General features: G+C 74.7%; 18 protein-coding genes and 1 riboswitch. Of the genes, 6 read left to right on the top strand and 12 right to left on the bottom strand.

All coding sequences use genetic code 11. The annotated features are described in order from the left end of the window. Nucleotides 1–424 precede the first annotated feature (424 nt). Complete coding sequence (locus tag ACGH2B_RS24785) at nucleotides 425–2,302, top strand: AAA family ATPase (protein ID WP_399093999.1); 1,878 nt, start codon at nucleotides 425–427, stop codon at nucleotides 2,300–2,302. Nucleotides 2,303–2,352: 50 nt separating this feature from the next. On the opposite strand, the gene ACGH2B_RS24780 is transcribed toward ACGH2B_RS24785, so the two are convergent. From ACGH2B_RS24780 to ribD, 10 genes are all read right to left on the bottom strand, one after another. After that, nucleotides 2,353–3,501: a hemolysin family protein gene (locus ACGH2B_RS24780; RefSeq protein WP_399093996.1), complete on the bottom strand. Its 1,149-nt coding sequence runs from the start codon at nucleotides 3,499–3,501 to the stop codon at nucleotides 2,353–2,355. Then, nucleotides 3,498–4,853, bottom strand: coding sequence for a hemolysin family protein (locus ACGH2B_RS24775; RefSeq protein WP_399093993.1), 1,356 nt, complete (start codon nucleotides 4,851–4,853; stop codon nucleotides 3,498–3,500). Before ACGH2B_RS24775 ends, ACGH2B_RS24780 begins: the two co-directional genes overlap by 4 nt. A 224-nt stretch (nucleotides 4,854–5,077) precedes the next feature. After that, nucleotides 5,078–5,530 carry a PH domain-containing protein gene (locus tag ACGH2B_RS24770; protein WP_399093990.1) on the bottom strand — a complete coding sequence of 151 codons (453 nt, stop codon included), beginning with the start codon at nucleotides 5,528–5,530 and terminating at the stop codon, nucleotides 5,078–5,080. A 43-nt stretch (nucleotides 5,531–5,573) separates the two neighbouring features. Beyond that, entirely contained in the window at nucleotides 5,574–6,422 is an 849-nt protein-coding gene (hisG, locus tag ACGH2B_RS24765) for an ATP phosphoribosyltransferase (RefSeq protein WP_143943901.1), read from the bottom strand. Nucleotides 6,423–6,473: 51 nt separating this feature from the next. Then, nucleotides 6,474–6,746 (bottom strand): phosphoribosyl-ATP diphosphatase, encoded by a 273-nt coding sequence (locus tag ACGH2B_RS24760; protein WP_399093985.1) that lies wholly within the window; start codon nucleotides 6,744–6,746, stop codon nucleotides 6,474–6,476. Between the two features lie 216 nt (nucleotides 6,747–6,962). After that, the gene (gene ribH, locus ACGH2B_RS24755; protein ID WP_345091650.1) at nucleotides 6,963–7,448 is read right to left on the bottom strand and encodes a 6,7-dimethyl-8-ribityllumazine synthase; all 486 of its coding nucleotides are present in this window, start codon (nucleotides 7,446–7,448) and stop codon (nucleotides 6,963–6,965) included. Between the two features lie 49 nt (nucleotides 7,449–7,497). Beyond that, entirely contained in the window at nucleotides 7,498–8,784 is a 1,287-nt protein-coding gene (locus ACGH2B_RS24750) for a bifunctional 3,4-dihydroxy-2-butanone-4-phosphate synthase/GTP cyclohydrolase II (RefSeq protein ID WP_399093982.1), read from the bottom strand. Beyond that, entirely contained in the window at nucleotides 8,781–9,434 is a 654-nt protein-coding gene (locus tag ACGH2B_RS24745; protein ID WP_399093980.1) for a nicotinamide riboside transporter PnuC, read from the bottom strand. Before ACGH2B_RS24745 ends, ACGH2B_RS24750 begins: the two co-directional genes overlap by 4 nt. Further along, on the bottom strand, nucleotides 9,431–10,048 hold the full coding sequence (locus ACGH2B_RS24740; protein ID WP_399093977.1) for a riboflavin synthase: 618 nt from the start codon (nucleotides 10,046–10,048) through the stop codon (nucleotides 9,431–9,433). The genes ACGH2B_RS24745 and ACGH2B_RS24740 overlap by 4 nt, the downstream gene beginning before the upstream one ends. A 1-nt stretch (nucleotide 10,049) precedes the next feature. Next, nucleotides 10,050–11,144 carry a bifunctional diaminohydroxyphosphoribosylaminopyrimidine deaminase/5-amino-6-(5-phosphoribosylamino)uracil reductase RibD gene (gene ribD / locus ACGH2B_RS24735; RefSeq protein ID WP_399097292.1) on the bottom strand — a complete coding sequence of 365 codons (1,095 nt, stop codon included), beginning with the start codon at nucleotides 11,142–11,144 and terminating at the stop codon, nucleotides 10,050–10,052. A gap of 182 nt (nucleotides 11,145–11,326) precedes the next feature. After that, a riboswitch (FMN riboswitch) is annotated at nucleotides 11,327–11,457 on the bottom strand. Between the two features lie 195 nt (nucleotides 11,458–11,652). Between ribD and ACGH2B_RS24730 the strand changes: the two genes are divergently transcribed. Then, a complete protein-coding gene (locus ACGH2B_RS24730) occupies nucleotides 11,653–12,426 on the top strand; it encodes an SDR family oxidoreductase (protein ID WP_399093974.1) in 774 nt (257 codons plus the stop codon). 330 nt (nucleotides 12,427–12,756) lie between these two features. Here the strand turns inward: ACGH2B_RS24730 and ACGH2B_RS24725 are convergent, their stop codons facing one another. Next, nucleotides 12,757–14,055 (bottom strand): ROK family transcriptional regulator, encoded by a 1,299-nt coding sequence (locus ACGH2B_RS24725; protein ID WP_399093971.1) that lies wholly within the window; start codon nucleotides 14,053–14,055, stop codon nucleotides 12,757–12,759. Between the two features lie 318 nt (nucleotides 14,056–14,373). Here ACGH2B_RS24725 and ACGH2B_RS24720 point away from each other — a divergent pair, with 318 nt between their 5' ends. After that, complete coding sequence (locus ACGH2B_RS24720) at nucleotides 14,374–15,645, top strand: MFS transporter (RefSeq protein WP_399093968.1); 1,272 nt, start codon at nucleotides 14,374–14,376, stop codon at nucleotides 15,643–15,645. A 115-nt stretch (nucleotides 15,646–15,760) separates the two neighbouring features. On the opposite strand, the gene ACGH2B_RS24715 is transcribed toward ACGH2B_RS24720, so the two are convergent. Continuing rightward, nucleotides 15,761–16,252 carry an acyl-CoA thioesterase gene (locus ACGH2B_RS24715; RefSeq protein WP_399093965.1) on the bottom strand — a complete coding sequence of 164 codons (492 nt, stop codon included), beginning with the start codon at nucleotides 16,250–16,252 and terminating at the stop codon, nucleotides 15,761–15,763. A 354-nt stretch (nucleotides 16,253–16,606) separates the two neighbouring features. Here ACGH2B_RS24715 and ACGH2B_RS24710 point away from each other — a divergent pair, with 354 nt between their 5' ends. The 3 genes from ACGH2B_RS24710 to ACGH2B_RS24700 all read left to right on the top strand — a co-directional run bounded on the left by ACGH2B_RS24710 (nucleotide 16,607) and on the right by ACGH2B_RS24700 (nucleotide 19,052). After that, nucleotides 16,607–16,957: a hypothetical protein gene (locus ACGH2B_RS24710; protein ID WP_399093962.1), complete on the top strand. Its 351-nt coding sequence runs from the start codon at nucleotides 16,607–16,609 to the stop codon at nucleotides 16,955–16,957. Between the two features lie 107 nt (nucleotides 16,958–17,064). Next, a complete protein-coding gene (locus ACGH2B_RS24705) occupies nucleotides 17,065–17,745 on the top strand; it encodes a response regulator transcription factor (protein ID WP_399093959.1) in 681 nt (226 codons plus the stop codon). A 2-nt stretch (nucleotides 17,746–17,747) separates the two neighbouring features. After that, nucleotides 17,748–19,052, top strand: a complete 1,305-nt coding sequence (locus ACGH2B_RS24700) for an ATP-binding protein (protein WP_399093956.1) — start codon at nucleotides 17,748–17,750, stop codon at nucleotides 19,050–19,052. Nucleotides 19,053–19,315 lie beyond the last annotated feature (263 nt).

Here is a 19,315-nt window from a genome sequence, read left to right as displayed (position 1 = left end):
GGCAAGGACCCGCCGACTGCCCAACTCGGCTTGACCTGGGGGGCGTACAGGACTTACGTTCTCATTGTGCGGCTCACGAGCCGCCCGCAGACGCGAAGCCCCCGGTTGTTCCCCCGTGATCGGGGGCTTCGTTCTGCCCTGGCGCCCCTTTCCGCCGCCTCCGGCAGCCACTCCCCCTCACCCTGGGTCACCGCCTCGTTCGCGCCGTGTGCGCCCCCTTCTGTCCCCTGTCGCGCATCCCCTGTCGCCCCCTACGGCCTGCGGCGACACCCCGGGTACCATGCGAGTCGGTGCCACGGCAGGGGCGTGCGAGGGGCCGGTGACGACTGCGGGACGGTGGCAACACCCGTACGGCGTACGGCACTTCGGGCGGCGCGTGGTGGCAGGTCGGGGGCACACCGGGGCACGTTCTGTGGGGGATGCGATGGACTTGGGTACACCGGACTCGCCGCCCGCCCCGGCCGAACTCGCCTGGCTGCGCGCGGTCGACGCCTACACCGTCGGCGCGTATCCGCAGGCCGAGGAGGAGTTCCGGGCCGCGGTGGAGGCGGATCCGACGATGGCCGACGCCTGGTTGGGGCTGCACGCGCTGCGCGCCGACACCTCGACCGCCCTGCTGCACATGTACCGCCACCGCGACCGCTTCGGCGAGCAGCGCAGCCGTCACCGACGCCCCCTCAACTCCTGGTACTGGCTGGGCTGGTGGGTGCAGCCGGTGCTGGAGAGCCGCCGCGATCTGCTGCTCGCGCACGCCTCCCACTGGCTCGACGGCCGCCATATCGCGGAGCTGGACCAGGCGCTGGCCGGCTGCCCGCCGGTCGACACCGATCCGCAGGTCCGCTTCCTGCACGCCTGCCGCGCCTATCTCGTCAAGGACTGGGACCAGCTCGTACGCCACACCGAACCGCTGCTGGACGATCCGTCGCTGGGCATCGAGGCCGGGCTGTTCGGCGGGATGGCGCGGGTGCGGCTGGAGATGTACGGGCAGGCGGCGCCGCTGCTGGCGGCCGCGCTGATGCGGTGCCGCAGCGAGCAGCCGCAGCGTAAGGAGCTGCGGTACTGGCTCGCCCGCGCCCACGAGGGCACCGGCCGCAGCGCCGCCGCCCTCCCCCTCTACCGTGCGGTGCACCGCGTCGACCGGGCGTTCATGGACACCGCGGCGCGGCTGGCCACCATCACCCAGGCCGACGGTCTGGAGGAGGGCGGCGATCTCGCCGCGGTGCCCGCCGCCGGGCAGCGGGCCGGGCGCGACCCCGATCCGTTCGCCTCGCTCGACACCGCCGACGGCTGGGAGGCACCGGCCGGTGAGGCGGGCTTCCCGGAGGCGGCGGGCGGGGTGGCGGACGCGGCGACCGCGGCGCGGTACAAGGCGGCGGTGCCCGGGCGGCGCGGCGCCGGGCGGGCGGCCGGGCCCGCCGATCCGGTGCTGCTGGAGCAGGCGCTGGCGGAGCTGGAGCGGATGGTCGGCATGGAGCCGGTCAAACGGCAGGTGCGGGCGCTCTCCGCGCAGCTTCGGATGGCCGGGCTGCGGGCCGGGCAGGGCCTGCCGGTGCAGCCGCCCAAGCGGCATTTCGTCTTCTCCGGACCGTCCGGCACCGGCAAGACGACCGTCGCCCGCATCCTGGGCCGGGTCTTCTACGCGCTGGGACTGCTCGGCGGCGACCATCTGGTGGAGGCCCAGCGCGCCGATCTGGTGGGCGAGTTCCTGGGCCAGACCGCCGTCAAGGCCAACGATCTGATCGACTCGGCGCTCGGCGGTGTCCTCTTCGTCGACGAGGCGTACAGCCTGGCCAACACCGGCTACAGCAAGGGCGACGCGTACGGCGACGAGGCTCTGCAGGTGCTGCTGAAGCGGGCCGAGGACAACCGTGACCGGCTCGTCGTCATCCTGGCCGGCTATCCGGAGGGCATGGACCGGCTGCTGGCCGCCAACCCGGGGCTGTCGTCGCGGTTCACCAGCCGGGTCGACTTCCCCAGCTACCGCCCGGCCGAGCTGACCGCGATCGGCGAGGTGCTGGCCGAGGAGAACGGCGACCGCTGGGACGACGAGGCCCGCGACGAGCTGCGCAGCATCAGCGGCCACGTCGTCGACCAGGGCTGGATCGACGAGTTGGGCAACGGCCGCTTCCTGCGCACCCTGTACGAGAAGAGCTGCGCCTACCGCGATCTGCGGCTCGCCACCTGGCGCGGCACCCCGGGCCGCGACGACCTCGCCACGCTGCGGCTGCCCGATCTGATCCAGGCGTACGGCGAGGTGCGCTCCGGACGCGGGCCGGACGCGGCGGGGCCCGCCCCGCTCTGATCCGCGCGGGTGGCGCGGCGGCGGGACGGGCCCCTTCGGCCGGTGTCCGGTCAGCCGGTCAGCGCGCGCTCCCCGTCGGGGCGCCCGGCGCTCCCGGCCGCTCCGGCGCCGTCCGCGGCGGGAGCCGGGACGGGCACGGCCGCGTCGCGGGCGCCGTGCGAGGGAGTCGCCGTACGGTGCGCCGGGTCGCGTACCTCCCCGACCAGCATCTCCAGGACGTCCTCCAGTGCGACGAGGCCGAGCACCCGGCCGGTGGGGCCGGCGACCGCGGCGAGGTGGGAGGCGGCCCGGCGCATCGCGGTCAGCGCGTCGTCCAGGGGGAGTTCGGCGCGGAGCGTCGTCATCGGGTGCCAGATCCGCTGCGGCACCGCGCGGTCCCGCTCCTCCAGGTCGAGGACGTCCTTGACGTGGAGGTAGCCCATGTAGGCGCCGCCCGGCGCGCAGACCGGGAAGCGGGAGTAGCCGGTGGCGACGGTCAGCTCCTCCACCTGGCGCGGGGTGACCGTCGCGTCGACGGTGACCAGCCGGGCCCGGTCGATGAGGACGTCGGTGACCGGGCGGCTGCCCAGCTCCAGGGCGTCGGCCAGCCGCTCCTGGTCGGACGGGGCGAGCAGTCCGGCCTGTCCGGCGTCCTCGACGAGGTGGGTGAGCTGTTCGCTGGTGAAGACCGCCTCGACCTCGTCCTTGGGCTCGACGCGGAAGAGCCGCAGCACTCCCCTGGCGCAGGCACCGAGCAGTGCGGTGACCGGACGGCAGAGCCGGGCGAAGGCGACCAGACCCGGGCTGAACCACAGCGCGGTCCGCTCGGGCGCCGCCATCGCGAGGTTCTTCGGCACCATCTCGCCGATGACGAGGTGGAGGAAGACCACCACGGCCAGCGCGATGGCGTAGCCGAGCGGGTGGATCAGCGGGGCGGGCAGACGGACCGCGGCGAAGAGCGGTTCCAGCAGCCGGGCGACGGTCGGTTCGGCGACGGCGCCCAGGGTCAGGGAGCAGACGGTGATGCCGAACTGCGCGGCGGCCATCATCTGCGGCAGGTTCTCCAGGCCGTGCAGCACCTGGCGGGCCCGCTTGGAGCCCTCGGTGGCCAGCGGCTCGATCTGGCTGCGGCGGACCGAGACGAGGGCGAACTCGGCGCCGACGAAGAAGCCGTTGGCGAGGACGAGGAGGACGGCGAGGAGGAGCTGGGCGAAGGTCACCGGGCGGCCTCCGCCCCGACGCCGGCGCTCTCCCGGGCGGCGCCCGCGGGAGCCGTCCGCACCAGCCTTATCCGCTCGGCGCGGTGGTGCGCGACCAGCCGTACCCGCAGCCGCCAGCCGTCGAGTTCGGCGGTGTCACCGGGGGCCGGGATCCGGCCGAGTATGTGGGCGACCAGTCCGGCGACGGTCTCGTACGGGCCGTCGGGGGCCTCCAGGCCGATCCGCCGCAGGGTGTCGACGCGGCAGCCGCCGTCGGCGTCCCAGGCGGGGCGGCCGTCCTCGGCGGGCGCCTGACCCAGCTCGGGCAGGTCCACCCGGTCGTGCTCGTCGCGGACCTCGCCGACCAGTTCCTCGATGATGTCCTCCAGGGTGACGACGCCGGCGGTGCCGCCGTACTCGTCGACGACGACGGCTATCGGCGCCTCGCTGCGCAGCCGCTCCAGCAGCGGGGCGACCGGCAGCGTCGCGGGCACCTGGAGCGGCGGCACCGCGATCCGCGCGGCGGGCGTACGCAGCCGCTCGTGTGCCGGGACGGCCAGCGCGTCCTTGAGGTGCACCATGCCGACGATCTCGTCGAGGCGGGCGCGGTAGACGGGGAAGCGGGACAGGCCGGTGGCGCGGGTGAGGTTGACGACGTCCTCGGCGGTCGCGGACGTCTGGAGGGCGCTGACGCGGACCCGGGGCGTCATGACGTTCTCCGCCGTCAGGTCGCCGAGGGAGAGGGTGCGGACGAAGAGGTCGGCGGTGTCCTGTTCGATGGCGCCGGCCTGTGCGGAGTGGCGGGCGAGGGAGACCAGTTCGCCGGGGGTGCGGGCGGAGGCCAGTTCGTCGGTGGGCTCCACGCCGAGGGCGCGGACGAGGCGGTTGGCGACGGTGTTCAGCAGGGTGATCACCGGGCGGAAGAAGCGCGAGAAGGCGTTCTGCGGTCCGGCGACGAAGCGGGCCACCTGGAGCGGCTTGGAGACCGCCCAGTTCTTCGGGACCAGTTCGCCGACGACCATCTGTACGGCGGAGGCCACGAGCATGCCGGTGACCACCGAGATGCCGGAGACGGCGCCGCGGGGCAGCCCGGTCGCGGTCAGCGGCCCGTCGAGGACGGCGGCGAGCGCCGGTTCGGCGAGCATGCCGACGACCAGCGAGGTGATGGTGATGCCCAGTTGGGTGCCGGAGAGCTGGAAGGACAGCTCCCGCAGGGCGGCGACGACGGTGGCGGCGCGGCGGTCACCGTCGTCGGCGGCCCGTTCGGCGTCGGCCTTCTCGACGGTGACCAGCCCGAACTCGGCGGCCACGAAGAAGCCGTTGGCCAGGATGAGGACGAGCGCTGCGGCGAGCAGCAGGAGGGGGCCGGTCATGCCGCCGCCTCCGTCGTATCCGGGGGGTCGCAGGGGGCGGCGCAGGTACTACAGGACGATCCGTCCATTGCTGGAAGGAGTCACTCCTCAGGTCGCAGTGGCCCCGGGGCGGGGCGGGGCGCGGAGCGCGCCTTGGGGAACAGGGTAAACAGCGGGGCGCGTGTCATGGCAGAGCCACCGGGTGGTCGCCCGGACGGCGGGTCACGCGGTGGCGAGGCCGCGGGTCACGCGGTGGCGGGGCCGCCGGTGCCGTGGAGTTCGACGAGGTCGCGCAGGGCGCGGGCGTCGCGGACGGCCTGCTGGCGGGCGATACCGGGCTGGATGCCCATCGCGGGCAGGCTGGTGCCGTCGGCGAGGTCGAGGTGGACCCAGGCGTCGCCCTGGCGGAGGTTGACCCGCAGCACCTGGGCCCAGGCCAGTTCGCGGCGGGTGGTGAGGTTGACGACGGTGACGCCCTCCTGCCGCGCGACCACCTTGGGGCGGGCGAGCAGCAGGAGGACGGCGAGCACCAGCAGCCCGACGAAGACGAAGCTGATCCGCTCCCCGCCGGACAGCTTGGGCAGCGCCAGCGCGATGGCGGTGAGGGCCGCGAACTGGACGAGTCCGACGAGGTACAGGACGACCCGGGTACGGGTCGGCCGGAAGGTCACCGGCAGGCTGGGCAGGGGCGCGGACACGTCGTGGTCTTCCGTCGGGGTGGGGAGGGCGGGCGGCGGGCCGTCAGAGGCGGCAGGCGTGGATGCCGGTGGTGAGGATGGCGCGGGCGCCGAGGTCGTACAGCTCGTCCATGATGCGCTGGGCGTCCTTGGACGGGACCATCGAGCGGACCGCGACCCAGCCCTCGTGGTGCAGCGGGGAGACGGTCGGCGACTCCAGGCCCGGCGTGAGGGAGACGGCCTTCTCGACGTGTTCCACCCGGATGTCGTAGTCCATCATCACGTAGCGCCGGGCGACGAGGACGCCCTGCATGCGGCGGAGGAACTGACGGACCTTCGGGTCGTCGGCGGGGGCGCCGGTGCGGCGGATGACGACCGCCTCGGAGGTGAGGATCGGCTCGCCGATGATCTCCAGTCCGGCGTTGCGCAGCGTGGTGCCGGTCTCGACGACGTCCGCGATGATCTGGGCGACGCCCAACTGGATGGCGGTCTCGACGGCGCCGTCGAGGTGGACGACGTCGGCGTCGACGCCGTTGTCCGCGAGGTGCTTCTTGACCAGGCCGGAGAAGGAGGTGGCGACGGTCATGCCGCCGAACTCCTTGACGTCGGTGGCGGTGCCCGGGCGGGTCGCGTACCGGAAGGTGGAGCCGGCGAAGCCGAGCTGGAGGATCTCCTCGGCCTGCGAGCCGGAGTCCAGCAGCAGGTCGCGGCCGGTGATGCCGATGTCGAGCTTGCCGGAGCCGACGTAGACGGCGATGTCGCGGGGGCGCAGGAAGAAGAACTCGACCTCGTTCTGCGCGTCGACGAGGACCAGCTCCCGGCGGTCCTTGCGCTGGCGGTAGCCGGCCTCATGGAGCATCGCCGACGCAGGCTCGGACAGTGAACCCTTGTTGGGGACAGCGATGCGCAGCATGAGGTGCTCTTCTTCCTTCGGTGGGTGGGGTGTCGCGGGGTGAGCGGAGGCTCAGAGGTGGGCGTAGACGTCGTCGAGGGAGATGCCCTTGGCGATCATCATGACCTGGAGGTGGTAGAGGAGCTGGGAGATCTCCTCGGCGGCGGCGTCGTCGGTTTCGTACTCCGCGGCCATCCAGACCTCGGCGGCCTCCTCGACGACCTTCTTGCCGATCGCATGGACACCGGACTGGACCAGCTCGGCGGTACGGGAGGTGGCGGGGTCGCCGGTGGCGGCCTTCTGCTGGAGCTCGGCGAAGAGCTCCTCGAACGTCTTCTTGGACATGGTGCTCCATACCCTAGCGGGCCATGTGGCTGCGGCGCGCAGCGCCTCGGGTGAAGGGTGGTGGCGGGCGACGGGCGGGGGCGCAGCGCCTCGGGTGAGGGGCGGCGCACCGGCGGGGCGGGCGCGCAGCGCCTCCGGTGAAGGGCGGCGGTGGCTCGGCGCGGTGGGCGCGCCGCGCCCCGGCCCGCCGCGCCCGGCCCGCCCCGCCCGTTCCCGTCAGCGCCAGGGTTCCGACACCGTCCGGAGGGTGGCGGCGGTGGCGACGGCGGCGGTGACCGCCTCGTGGCCCTTGTCCTCGGTGGAGCCGGCGAGGCCGGCGCGGTCGAGGGCCTGCTGCTCGGTGTCGCAGGTCAGCACGCCGAAGCCGATGGGGACGCCGGTGTCGACGGCGACCTGGGTCAGGCCCTGGGTGACGCCCTGGCAGACGTAGTCGAAGTGCGGGGTGCCGCCGCGGATGACGACGCCGAGCGCGACGACGGCGTCGTAGCCGCGGCCGGCGAGGACCTTCGCGACGACGGGCAGTTCGAAGGTGCCGGGGACCCGCAGCAGGGTCGGCTCGTCGATGCCGAGGTCGGTCAGGGCGCGCAGGGCGCCGCTCACCAGACCGTCCATCACCTGCGCGTGCCACTGCGCGGCGATCACGGCGACCCGCAGGTCCCGGCAGTTCTTCACGGTCAGTTCGGGTGCGCCCTTGCCGCTCACGGTTCTCCTCGTGGTGGTGGTGATGTCGTCGGGACGGTCGGGAGGGGTGTCACCGCTGGTCGCGGTGGTCGAGCCAGGGCAGGTCGTGGCCCATGCGGTCGCGCTTGGTGCGCAGGTAGCGGAGGTTGTGCTCACCGGCCTGGACGGGCATCGGCTCGCGTCCGGAGACGGTGAGGCCGTGGCGCGCCAGGGCGGCGGTCTTGTCGGGGTTGTTGGTCAGCAGGCGCACCGAGCGGACGCCGAGGTCCGCCAGCATCTGGGCACCGGCCGCGTAGTCGCGGGAGTCGGCGGGCAGGCCCAGCTCCAGGTTGGCGTCGAGGGTGTCACGGCCGCGCTCCTGGAGTTCGTAGGCGCGCAGTTTGGAGAGCAGGCCGATGCCGCGTCCCTCGTGGCCGCGGAGGTAGATGACCACGCCGCGGCCGGCGGCGCTGATCCGCTCCAGCGACGCCTGGAGCTGCGGGCCGCAGTCGCAGCGCAGCGAGTGGAAGACGTCGCCGGTCAGGCACTCGGAGTGGACGCGGACGAGAACGTCATCGCCGTCACCCAGCTCGCCGGCGACCAGGGCGATGTGTTCGACGCCGTCGACGGTGGAGCGGTAGCCGTACGCGGTGAAGTCGCCGTGCGCGGTGGGCAGCCGGGTGGTGGCCTCGCGGCGGACGGTGGGGACCGAGCGGCGGCGGTAGGCGATCAGGTCCTCGATGGAGATGATCGCGAGGCCGTGCTTGCGGGCGAACGGCACCAGCTCGGGCAGGCGCAGCATGGTGCCGTCCTCCCCGGCGATCTCCACGATGGCCGCGGCCGGGCGGAGTCCGGCGAGGCGGGCGAGATCGACGCCGGCCTCGGTGTGACCACTCCGGACGAGGACGCCGCCGGGGCGGGCGCGCAGCGGGAAGATGTGGCCGGGGCGGACGAAGTCGCCGGGCTGCGAATCCCCGGAGGCGAGCAGCCGCAGGGTGGCGGCGCGGTCGGCGGCGGAGATGCCGGTGGTCACGCCGTGCGCGTCGGTGGCGTCGACGGAGACGGTGAAGGCGGTCCGCATCGACTCGGTGTTGTGCTCGACCATCTGCGGCAGCGCGAGGCGGTCCAGCTCCGGGCCCTCCATGGGCGCGCAGATCAGGCCGCGGCACTCGCTCATCATGAACGCGACGATCTCGGGGGTGGCCTTCTCCGCGGCGAGGACGAGATCGCCCTCGTTCTCGCGGTCCTCGTCGTCGACGACCACGACGGGGCGGCCGGCGGCGATGTCGGCGATGGCCCGCTCGACGGGGTCGAGGGAGAGGTCCGCGTCGTCATCGCCGGCGGGCCCGGACTCGTACCAGCTCTGCAGTGCGGTCATGCCGCGGCTCCTTCCAGGGCGGTGGCGGCGCCGGTGCGCGAGCGCAGCCACCAGTCGCGCAGGCCCCACATGACGAGCGCGAAGTAGACGACGTAGACGAGGCCGGAGAAGGCGAGGCCGCTGCCGAAGGCGAGCGGGACGCCCACCAGGTCGACCAGGAGCCAGGCGAACCAGAACTCGACGAGCCCGCGGGCCTGGGCGACCATCGCGGCGAGCGTGCCGACGAAGATGTACGCGTCCGGCCAGGGGTTCCAGGAAAGCTGCGGGACGAGGGTGAAGAGCCCGCCGACGGCGGCGGTGCCGGCGGCCGTCACGGCGAGCAGCAGACCGCGCTCGCGCCAGCTCGCGAAGCGGACGGCGATGGAGCCGTCCTGCGCCTGCCGGCGGCCGCGGCGCCAGGACCGCCAGCCCCACAGGGCGACAACGATGACCAGCAGTTGCTTGCCGACGCCGCCGCTGAGATGGGCGGAGGCGTAGGCGGCGACGAGGATGAGACCGGAGAGGAACTGCGCGGGCCAGGTCCAGATGGAGCGGCGCCAGCCGAGGGCGAGAGCGGCGAGGCCGATGGTGTTGCCGATCATGTCGGACCAGATGACGTGCTGTCCGAAGAGGGTGAACGCCTCGCCGTTGAGCCAGGTGGTCGCGGTCACCGGAGTGCTCCCCCGGGTGTGGTGGCACGGTCGCCGAGCAGCCGCTCGACGTACTTGGCGAGGACGTCGACCTCCAGGTTGACCGGGTCGCCGGCCTGCTTGATGCCGAGGGTGGTCAGGGCGAGGGTGGTGGGGATCAGGCTGATGGTGAAGTGGCCGTCGGCGGCGTCGACGACGGTCAGGCTGACGCCGTCGACGGTGATCGAGCCCTTCTCGACGACGTAGCGGGCGAGCTGCGGCTCCAGCGCGATTTTGACGATCTCCCAGTGTTCGCCGGGGGTCCGCTCGGTGATCGTGCCGGTGCCGTCGACGTGGCCCTGGACGAGGTGGCCGCCGAGGCGTCCGCCGAGCGCCATCGGGCGCTCCAGGTTGACCCGCGAGCCGACGGTCAGCGCGCCGAGGCTGGAGCGGTGCAGGGTCTCGGCCATCACGTCCGCGGTGAACTCGCCGTCCGCGGTGTCCACGACCGTCAGACAGACGCCGTTGACGGCGATCGAGTCGCCGTGCCGGGCACCGTCGGTGACGACGGGGCCGCGCAGGCGGAAGCGGGAGGAGTCACCGAGGTTCTCCACGGCGGTGACCTCACCCAGTTCTTCGACGATTCCGGTGAACACGTCAGATCTCCTCGTGCGGGGTGGGACGGACGGGGGTGGCGGTGATCCGCAGATCGGGGCCGAGGCGCGCGGTCTCGGTCACATCGAGGCGCAACGCGTCGGCGAGGGTGGTGATTCCGGCGTCGCCGACGGCGGCGGGCCCGGCGCCGAGCAGGACCGGCGCGAGGTAGCCGACGACCTTGTCGACGGTGCCGGCGGCGAGGAACGCCCCGGCGAGCGTCGGCCCGCCCTCCAGGAGGACGGAGCGGACGTCGCGGGCGTACAGCTCGTGGAGGAGGGCGGTGATCCGCAGCCCGCGGCCCCCGGCGGCGCGAGGCAGCCGGACCAGCGGGGCGAGCCCTTCGAGGTGGGCGGCGTCGGCGTCCTCGGCGACGGCGATCAGGGTGGGCGCGGTGCCGTCGAGGACGCGGGCGCCGGGCTTGACGGCCGAGGCGCCGGAGTCGACGACGACCCGCAGCGGCTGGGTGACCTCGTCGTCGGTGAGTCCGCTGACGCGGGCGCCGAGCTGCGGATCGTCGGCGCGGGCGGTGCCGGAGCCGACGACGACGGCGTCCGCCCGGGCGCGCAGCCGGTGGACGTCGGCGCGGGAGGCGGCCGAGGAGATCCAGCGGCTGGTGCCGTCGGCGGCGGCGATCCGGCCGTCGAGGGTGGCGGCGTACTTCCACAGGACGAAGGGGCGGCGGCGCAGCACGGAGGTGAGCCAGGCTTCGTTGACGGCGGCCGCCTCGTCGGCGAGGAGTCCGCCCTCGACGTCGACCCCGGCGTCCGCGAGGGTGGCGGCGCCGCCGGTCGCGGTGGGGTTGGGGTCGGGGACGGCGTAGACGACGCGGGCCACACCGGCGTCGATGAGGGCGCGGGCACAGGGCCCGGTCCGGCCGGAGTGGTTGCAGGGCTCCAGGGTGACGAGCGCGGTGCCGCCGCGGGCCCGCTCACCGGCCTCGGCCAGGGCGTGGACCTCGGCGTGCGGGCCGCCGGCGCGCCGGTGCCAGCCTTCGCCGACGGTGGCGCCGTCGGCGTCGAGGATGACGCAGCCGACGACGGGGTTGGGGCTGGTGTGCCCGAGCCCGCGGGCGGCGAGTGCGACGGCGCGGCGCATCGCCGCGGTCTCGACGGGAGCTTGGGTGGCCACCGGGTCCTCCTGCCTCTTCGGGCACGGACTCCGGGGCTGCCTGGACGGCAGAAGCGGAAACAAGCCAAGGCGTACACGCCACGGAAGAAGGAGGACCGTCCGGAAAAGCACCGGACTCGCCACCTGCGGCGGTCACCGAAGCTCGCCCGCCGCGCACTGCCTCCCATCCGGACTTTCACCGTCGGTGCAGGAATTTCACCTGCTCAACCGGCCGCTGGCTGCGGACGGGTCGCGGACTGTTACCGCCGGTTCGGAATTACACCGACCCCGGAGTGCGCTGCTGCTTGTTTCAGTACACGGCCAGTGTGCCACGGCTGATCGTCGGCCATGCGGGCGAACCCTGTGGGGTGCCTCACAAGCTTCGCCCAGCACCGGTTTCCCCGGCGTATCCGGGCTGGAATGGATGTCACGCCTACGGCGGACCCCCCGTCACGACGGCGCTCCTCACCCTTCCGACCTCAAGGAATGATCCGCGATGGCGACTTTTCTGGTGACCGGCGGTACAGGCACACTCGGCCGCGCCGTCGTCGGCCGGCTGCTCGACGGCGGCCACGACGTCCGCTCGCTGAGCCGGCGGCTCCCGGCCGCTCCGCCCGTCCCCGGGCCGCGTCACCACGCGGTGGACCTGCGTGACGGCACCGGGCTGGCGGAAGCGGTAGCGGGCGTGGAAACGGTGGTGCACTGCGCGTCGACGCCGTCGGGCGGGGACGAGGAGGCGGCGGGCCATCTGGTGGCCGCGGCGCGGGCCGCCGGAGTGCGGCATCTGGTCCATATCTCGATCGTCGGCGTGGGCAGCATTCCGCTCGGCTACTACAAGGCCAAGCGGTCGGTGGAGCGGATCGTCGAGCAGTCCGGCACCGGCTGGACGATCCTGCGGACGACGCAGTTCCACGATCTGGTGCTCCGGGTGGTGAAGGCGGGCGCCCACTCGCCGCTGCTGCCGTACCCGTCGGGGGTACGCGTCCAGCCGATCGAGGTGCGCGAAGTGGCCGCGCGGATGGCCGAGTTGGCGCTCGGCGAGCCCGCCGGGCGGGTCCCCGACATGGGCGGCCCGCAGGTGCTGACCGCCCGCGAAGCCGTCCGCCTCACCCTGCGCTACGGGGGCCGCCGGCGCCTGCCGGTCCCCCTGTGGCTGCCCGGCCGCACGATGGCGGGCTTCCGCGCCGGCGAGAACCTGGCCCCCGGCCACGCCGTAGGCGAGCGGACCTACGAACAGTTCCTGGCGGAACGGGCAGGGTGGCGGGTCTGAAGGGACGGACGGGAGCGGGGCGGGCGACGGTACGGGGGCGGGCCTCCCGCCGGTACGGGGGCGCCGTCGGGGCCAGGGCCGTGCGGGGGGCTGATGCAGGGCCGGCCGGTGCGGGCGTTGGGGCCGGGGCGGAGTGGCGGATGCGGGGCCTCGGGGCCGGGGCGGGGGGCGCTTGCGGTGCTGGTGTCGGGGGCCGGTAGCGGTTTCGTCGCGGAGGGCCGGGCGTCGGGGCTCGGGGCGGGCGTCGGGGCCGGGCGGGGTGGTTGCGGGGGTGGCGTCGGTGGGCGTGGTGCCGGTTTCCACCGCGGCCGGGGCCCGTGGTGCGGGTGGTCAGCGGGGTGGTTCGGGGGTGCCCGGGAAGAGGGCGTCCTGGGCGGCGTCCATCGCTGTCAGGACGGCGCCGCGCAGCACGCCGCGGCCGCCGACCGTCCCGGCCCGTACCTCGGTGGCGAGCGGGGAGATACGGGCGAGTTGCACGGCGACCCGCGCGGCGAACTCCGGGCCTCCGGCCCGTCCCACCTCACCGCCGAGCACCACGCAGCCCGGGTCCAGGACCGCGCTGACCGAGGCCACCCCCAGCGCGACCCGGGCGGCCAGCTCATCGAGGAAGGCGGCTCCGTCCGCCCGGTCGAGCGCGGCCCGGACCAGCGCTTCCGCGGCGGGGGCGGGGTCGGCCGGGCCGGGGGCGGAGGCGGGCCCGGAGTCGGCAGGCTCGGGGGCAGCGCTCCGTGGGGCGGAGGCGGGCCCGGGGGCCGGGGCCCGTAGGGCGAACCCGTGTTCCGCCGCCAGGTGGGTGATCGCCGCTGAGCCGGCGAGGGAGTGGAAGCCGCCGGCGCAGCCGTGGGACGAGGGGAGGCCGCCGGTGCCGGGGACGGGGAGGAAGCCGATCTCGCCGGTGCCGCCGGACGCGCCGCGGCGGAGGCGGCCGTCGAGGACCACGGCGGCGCCGGTGCCGTGCCCGAGCCACAGCAGGACGAAGGTGTCCCGGTCCCGGGCCGCGCCGTCGCGGGCCTCCGCCACCGCGGCGAGGTTGACCTCGTTCTCCAGCAGCACCGAGGTCCCGGGGCGGGCGCGCAGCGCGGTCACCACCGCGCGGTGCCAGCCGGGGATCCAGTCCGTACCGCCGATGCGGCCGCTCTCCGGATCGATCAGGCCGGGGGCGCCGACGGCGACGGTGTGCGGTGTGGCGGCGCCCGCGGCGGCCAGGGTCGCGTCGACGGCGCGCAGGGTGGCCCGGACGGCGTCCGGCGGCGGGGTGCCGTCGGCGACGGGCACGGTGCGTTCGGCGCGGAGGTGGCCGAGGAGGTCCGCCACGGCGACGGTGGCGCCATGGCCGCGCAGGTCGAGGGCGAGGAGGTGGGCGTGGTCGGCGACGATGCCGTACAGCCGGGCGTTCGGGCCGCGCCGCCGGGCGCCGGTCTCGCCGACGACGGTGATCAGACCGGCCGCCCGGAGCCGTTCGACGAGGTCGGCGACGGTCGGCCGGGACAGGCCGGTCAGCTCCTTGAGCCGGCCCGCCGTCAGCGGGCCCTCGTCCTGGAGGAGCCGCAGGGCGAGGCGGTCGTTGATCCGCCGTGCGGTACTCGGTGAGGCGGTACGGCCGGCGGCCGCCGCGCGCGGTGCGTGCATGGCGGGATCCTTTCATCCGCGCCCGCCCCGGCGAACGGCCTGTGGAAAACCCGGAGTTGCCCCGCGGTCCCGCCCCGCACCCACCTCGCGGGCGGCCTCACAGCGGCCCGTGGACGGCTTCGCCGACGCTCTCGGGGCCGCCCCGCGAGCCGCGTCGGCGGCGCCCCCGCGAGCCGCTTCCGCCCCGTTCCGCGAACGGCCTTCGCGACGCCTTCGCAGCCTCATCCGCCCCGCCCCGCGAACCGTGCTCGCGACGGCTCCCGAACCGTCTGCGCAACTCCCTTATTAATAGGCAGGGTTCCTGATAGTTTGCGCGCCATGGTCGGCAACGGTGCCCGCGAAGACGCCTCTCCCCCACCCGCCTCCCCCTCTCCCCCGCGCCCCGGCGGCGCGCCCCCGGCCCCGGCGCTGCGGCGCGCCCGGTGGGCCATCGCCCTGGTCTTCCTCGTCCACGGCGCGGTGACCGGCAGCTTCGCCACCCGGGTGCCCTGGATCCAGGAGCACACCGGTATCGGCACGGGCGAACTCGGTGTCGCGCTGGCCTTCCCCGCGATCGGCGCCTCGCTGGCGATGCCGCTCGCCGGGCGGATCAGCCACCGCTTCGGCGCCCGTACGGCGCTGCGCGGTCTGCTCGCCCTGTGGACCCTGTCGCTGATCCTCCCGGCCCTGTCCCCCGGGCTGTACGCGCTCTGCCCGGCGCTGCTGCTGTACGGCGCGAGCGCGGGCATGTCGGATGTGGCGATGAACGCGCTGGGGGTCGAGACGGAGGACCGGTTGGGGCGGCCGGTCATGTCGGGGCTGCACGGGATGTGGAGCGTCGGCGCGCTGCTCGGCTCGGCGGCGGGCACGGTCGCCGCGCACGCCGGTACGGACGCCCGCCTGCACCTGGGCGCCGCCGCTCTCGTCCTGACCGCCGTGGGCGCGTTCGTCTGCGGCGGGGTGCTGGATCCGCCGGGGGCGGACGGGCCCGCGCCGCCCCGCTTCACGCTGCCGCCGAAGTCGGCGCTGGTCATCGGGGCCGTCGGGTTCTGCGCGGTGTTCGCCGAGGGCGCCGGGCTGGACTGGTCCGCGGTCTACCTGCGGGATGTCCTGGGGGCGGACGCGGGCCCGGCGGCCGCCTCCACCACGGCGTTCGCCTGCACGATGGCGGTGGCCCGGCTGGTGGGCGACCGGGTGGTGGCCCGCTTCGGCCCGGTGCGGACCGTACGGCTCGGCGGTGCCCTCGCGACCGCCGGCGGTCTGCTGGTGGTGGCCGCCCGTCACCCGGTGGTGGCGATGGCCGGGTTCGCGCTGGTCGGGCTGGGGATCGCGGTGGTGGTGCCGCTGGCGTTCGCGGCCGCGGCACGCAGCGGGCCCGCCCCCGGGCAGGCCATCGCCGGGGTCGCGACGATCACCTACGCGTCGAGCCTGATCGCACCGTCCTCCATCGGCGGCATCGCCCAGGTGACCTCCCTGACGGTGTCGTTCGCAGTGGTGACGGCCCTGGCCGTGGGCCTGATCGCGGGGGCCCGGGTGCTGCGCGTCCCGGAGCGCGGGGCGGCCTCCGCGCCGTCGGCCACCGCGGAGATCCCGGCGCCGCCTCGGCCGTGACGTGCGGCCCGGGGGCGCGGGTCGGTCCGGCACCGTAGGCGGAGCCGCCGGGCGCGGCGCGTACGGTGCCGGACCGGTGCGGCGCGCTCCGGCCGGTCGGGCGGCGTTCCCCCGGTCAGACCGTGATGCCCGCCTCCGGCGTCTCGTCCTCCGAGGGGCGGAGCAGGTCCACGGCCATCGCACGGGCCCGGTCCGACCACGGGGCGGGGCGCTGGGCCTGCGGGTCGATGCGGACGACCACACGGTGGCCGTGGGCGTAGGTCTCGGTGCCGTCGGCGGCGCAGATCCGGAAGCCGTAGGTCAGGAAGGTGCGGCCGATCTTCTCTGTCCAGAGGTGGACGGCGTAGTCACCGGGGAGCATGATCGGGCGCTCGTAGGAGACCTTCAGCTCCTTGGCCACGATGCAGGTGTCGCTCGGGGCGGTCCAATTGCCGTCGAGGACGAAGCCGTTGCGGCGCCCGAGTTCGGCCCAGGCGCGTTCGGCCAGGACCGGGTAGTGGGAGTTGTGCAGCATGCCCAGGGGGTCGAGGTCGTCGAAGAAGACGGTGACCGGGACCAGTTGGCCGTACGTCACGGGGTCGGCGGACCGGAGGGTTTCAACGCTCATGAGTGGTACTCCCTGACTGCATACGGAGTGGCGAGAAACCACCGTAGGCAGCCATTCGGGGGGTTCGGCCGACAGCACTCCACATTTCTGCAGTCGGAGGGTGTTATGTGGCCAAATTCCCTATTGACCAGCGGGAACAGAACGCCCATCACGTCCCGGCGCCGAGGCGGGGTCCATGGCCGTACCGCTTTTCCCGCCCCGGGCCGGGGAGTCCCAGGGGTGGCCAGATATACCCCTTACCGAGGAGTATCAGGTGGCTGCGGCAGGCGCTCCGCACGGTCGTCGCGGCTGGGCAGGGGCCCGTGAGCGGACTCCGGACGCCGGGGCTCGCGGGACGCCCCCTAGGGTGGACGCATGCCGCTCGTGGAGATCACTTACGCGCCCCGGGTCGACGGGGCGACGCTGCGTCAGCTCGGCTCCGTCCTCCCGCACCTGGTGTCGGTGGCGGTGGAGTGTCCCGAGGAGCCCTACGACGGGGATCTGCGGCCCGGCGATGTGGAGCTGCGGTTCCGGCCGCTCGGGCCGTACGACCGCAGCGGGCTGGATGTGGTGATCGAGGTGCGGTCGAAGTGGTTCGGGAGCCGGGCCGCCAACCGGCAGGAGCGGGCGGACCTGCTGTACGACGAGGTGACGGCCGCGACGGGCCTGCGCGAGGTCGGTGTCTATCTCTCGCTGCCGGTCGCGGCGTGGTCGCAGGGCGAGTGACCGGCGGGCCCGGACGGGCGGGCGGAGCCGCCTGACGGCCTGCCGCGTCACCCCGGTGCCGGGCCGTTCGCGGATGCGGCGGCCGGGGGCGTCAGTACCATGAACCTGTGGCACGCATCGTGCTTGTCGAGGACGACGAGACCATCGGTGACCGCCTCGCCAGGACGCTGCGGGGCCTGGGGCACGACAGCGACTGGTGCCCTGACGGCGCCTCCGCCCGGGCCCGCGCGGCCCTCGGACCGGCCGATCTGGTGCTGCTGGACCTGGGGCTGCCGGACGCCGACGGCTTCGAACTCTGCCGGGAGCTGCGCGAACTGCTGCCCGGCGCGGTCCTGGTGGTGCTGAGCGCCCGTACCGGCGAGATGGACGTCATCCAGGCGCTGGAGTCGGGCGCCGACGACTACCTCACCAAACCGTTCCGCCTCGCCGAGCTGCAGGCACGGCTCGCCGCGCATCTGCGGCGCGCCGCGCCCGACGGCGCCGGGGCCGCCCGGCTGCTGCGGCACGGGAAGCTGGAGATCGACCGCGCGGCCCGGCGGTGTCTGACCCCGGAGGGCGAGACGGAGCTGCGGCCCAAGGAGTTCGATCTGCTGGTCCGTCTCGTGCTCGCCGGCGGGCAGGCGGTGAGCCGGGAGGAGCTGATGAGCGACGTGTGGGACGAGAACTGGTTCGGCCCCACCAAGACGCTCGACGTCCACGTCGCCGCGCTCCGCCGCAAGCTGGGCGGCATGATCCGGATCACGACGCTGCGGCTCTACGGCTACCGCCTCGAACCACCGACGAGCTGACCGTGCGCCGCCGCATCCTCCAGGCGAGCGTCATCGCGGTGGTCTGCGCGGTCCTGCTGTTCTCGGTGCCGCTGGGCGTGGTCATCCTGCGGCTGTACCGGCAGGACGAGGTGCAGGAGCTCCAGCAGGTGGCCGCCCGGGTGGCGGTGAACGTCCCGGCCGATGTGCGGGGCCGCTGGGACCCGCTGGAACTGCCGCCGCTGCGGCCCGGTACGCATGTCGGCGTCTACGACTTCGCCGGGCACCTCGTCCGGGCGTCCGGCCCGCTGCGCGCCGCCGGTCCGCCGCGCGGCGATCTGCCGGTGCGCGAGGCCCTGGACGGCTCGGTCTCCTCACACCGCGTCGGCGACCGGGAGGTCGCCGCGGTACCCGTGGGCACCTCGGAGCGGGTCCGGGCCGTGGTGCGGGTCAGTTTCCCGGCCGACGGGCCGCTGCGCCGGGCGGCCGTGACCTGGGCCGGGATGCTGGCGCTCGCGGCGGTGGCGGTCGGCGTCGCCGTCGCCCTGTCGTTCCGCTCCAGCCGCAGCCTGGCCCGGCCGCTGGAGGAGCTGGCGACGACGGCGGCGCGGCTGGAGGACGGCGATCTGACCGCGCGCGCCGCCGTCACCGGGCTGCCCGAGGCCGACGACGTGGCCCGGGCTCTCAACCGCGCCGCCCAGCGCGTGGCGGAGCTGCTGCGCCGGGAGCGGGCCTTCAGCGCGGACGCCTCGCACCAGTTGCGGACGGCGCTGACCCGGGTGCAACTGGAGCTGGAGTCGGTGCCGTCGGACGCGCCGCCCGAGGTGGCGCGGGCGGCGCGGGACGCCGCGCTGGCCGCGCTGGGCGACATGGAGGCGACGCTCGGCGCGCTGCTGGATCTGGCGCGGGACGTGCCCGAGCGGGCGCCGCTCGATGTGGGCGGGCTGCTGGCCGACGCGGAGCGGCGCTGGCGGGCCGAGCTGACGGCCGGGGGCCGCTCGCTGCGGGTCACGGCCGAGGAGGACCTGCCGGAGGCGGTCGGTTCGGCGCGCGCCGGGCGGCAGGTGCTCGACGTGCTGCTGGCCAACGCGGTGGCGCACGGTACGGGCGCGGTGACGGTCACCGCGCGGGACGCCTCCGGGGTCGTCGCCGTGGACGTGGCGGACGAGGGCCCCGGGCTGCCCGAGGGGGTGGACGTGTTCGCCCGCCGTCAGGAGAACGGTCCGGCCCCCGGCCACGGCATCGGCCTCGCCCTCGCCCGCTCCCTGGTCGAGGCGGAGGGCGGCCGCCTGATGGTGACCCGCCGGGCGCCGTACGCGCGGTTCACGTGGCTGATCGCGCGGAGCTGACCGGGGGCCGGGACGTGGGGCACGATCCGGGCGGTTCCCGGGGCGTGCGGCGGCGTGCGGGGAAGGCCGCCGGGTGCCGCCCGGCCCCGCCGGGTGGGTGAGCCGCCGCCGGTGCCGCCCGGCCCCGGCCGGTGGACAGCACACCCGTCCCGCGCGGGCAGGTGTCGCACATCACCTCGCTGAGCTGCGGCGATCGCCCCGTTTGCCCCTATCGTCGGCCATGACCGGTCGTGTACGTCCGTCCGTACCTCTGCCGTCCGTAC

Origin of the sequence: Streptomyces sp. BBFR2 (assembly GCF_044497305.1) — a bacterium.
Classification (GTDB): Bacteria; Actinomycetota; Actinomycetes; order Streptomycetales; family Streptomycetaceae; genus Streptomyces.
This window is presented reverse-complemented; position numbering and strand designations above follow the sequence as displayed.

Excerpts from the sequence above, each read along its gene's own strand:
- ACGH2B_RS24785 (WP_399093999.1), top strand. The coding sequence starts at position 425 with ATGGACTTGGGTACACCGGACTCGCCGCCCGCCCCGGCCGAACTCGCC.
- ACGH2B_RS24775 (WP_399093993.1), bottom strand. The coding sequence starts at position 4,853 with ATGACCGGCCCCCTCCTGCTGCTCGCCGCAGCGCTCGTCCTCATCCTG.
- hisG (WP_143943901.1), bottom strand. The coding sequence starts at position 6,422 with ATGCTGCGCATCGCTGTCCCCAACAAGGGTTCACTGTCCGAGCCTGCG.
- ACGH2B_RS24760 (WP_399093985.1), bottom strand. The coding sequence starts at position 6,746 with ATGTCCAAGAAGACGTTCGAGGAGCTCTTCGCCGAGCTCCAGCAGAAG.
- ACGH2B_RS24750 (WP_399093982.1), bottom strand. The coding sequence starts at position 8,784 with ATGACCGCACTGCAGAGCTGGTACGAGTCCGGGCCCGCCGGCGATGAC.
- ribD (WP_399097292.1), bottom strand. The coding sequence starts at position 11,144 with ATGCGCCGCGCCGTCGCACTCGCCGCCCGCGGGCTCGGGCACACCAGC.
- ACGH2B_RS24730 (WP_399093974.1), top strand. The coding sequence starts at position 11,653 with ATGGCGACTTTTCTGGTGACCGGCGGTACAGGCACACTCGGCCGCGCC.
- ACGH2B_RS24725 (WP_399093971.1), bottom strand. The coding sequence starts at position 14,055 with ATGCACGCACCGCGCGCGGCGGCCGCCGGCCGTACCGCCTCACCGAGT.
- ACGH2B_RS24720 (WP_399093968.1), top strand. The coding sequence starts at position 14,374 with ATGGTCGGCAACGGTGCCCGCGAAGACGCCTCTCCCCCACCCGCCTCC.
- ACGH2B_RS24715 (WP_399093965.1), bottom strand. The coding sequence starts at position 16,252 with ATGAGCGTTGAAACCCTCCGGTCCGCCGACCCCGTGACGTACGGCCAA.
- ACGH2B_RS24710 (WP_399093962.1), top strand. The coding sequence starts at position 16,607 with ATGCCGCTCGTGGAGATCACTTACGCGCCCCGGGTCGACGGGGCGACG.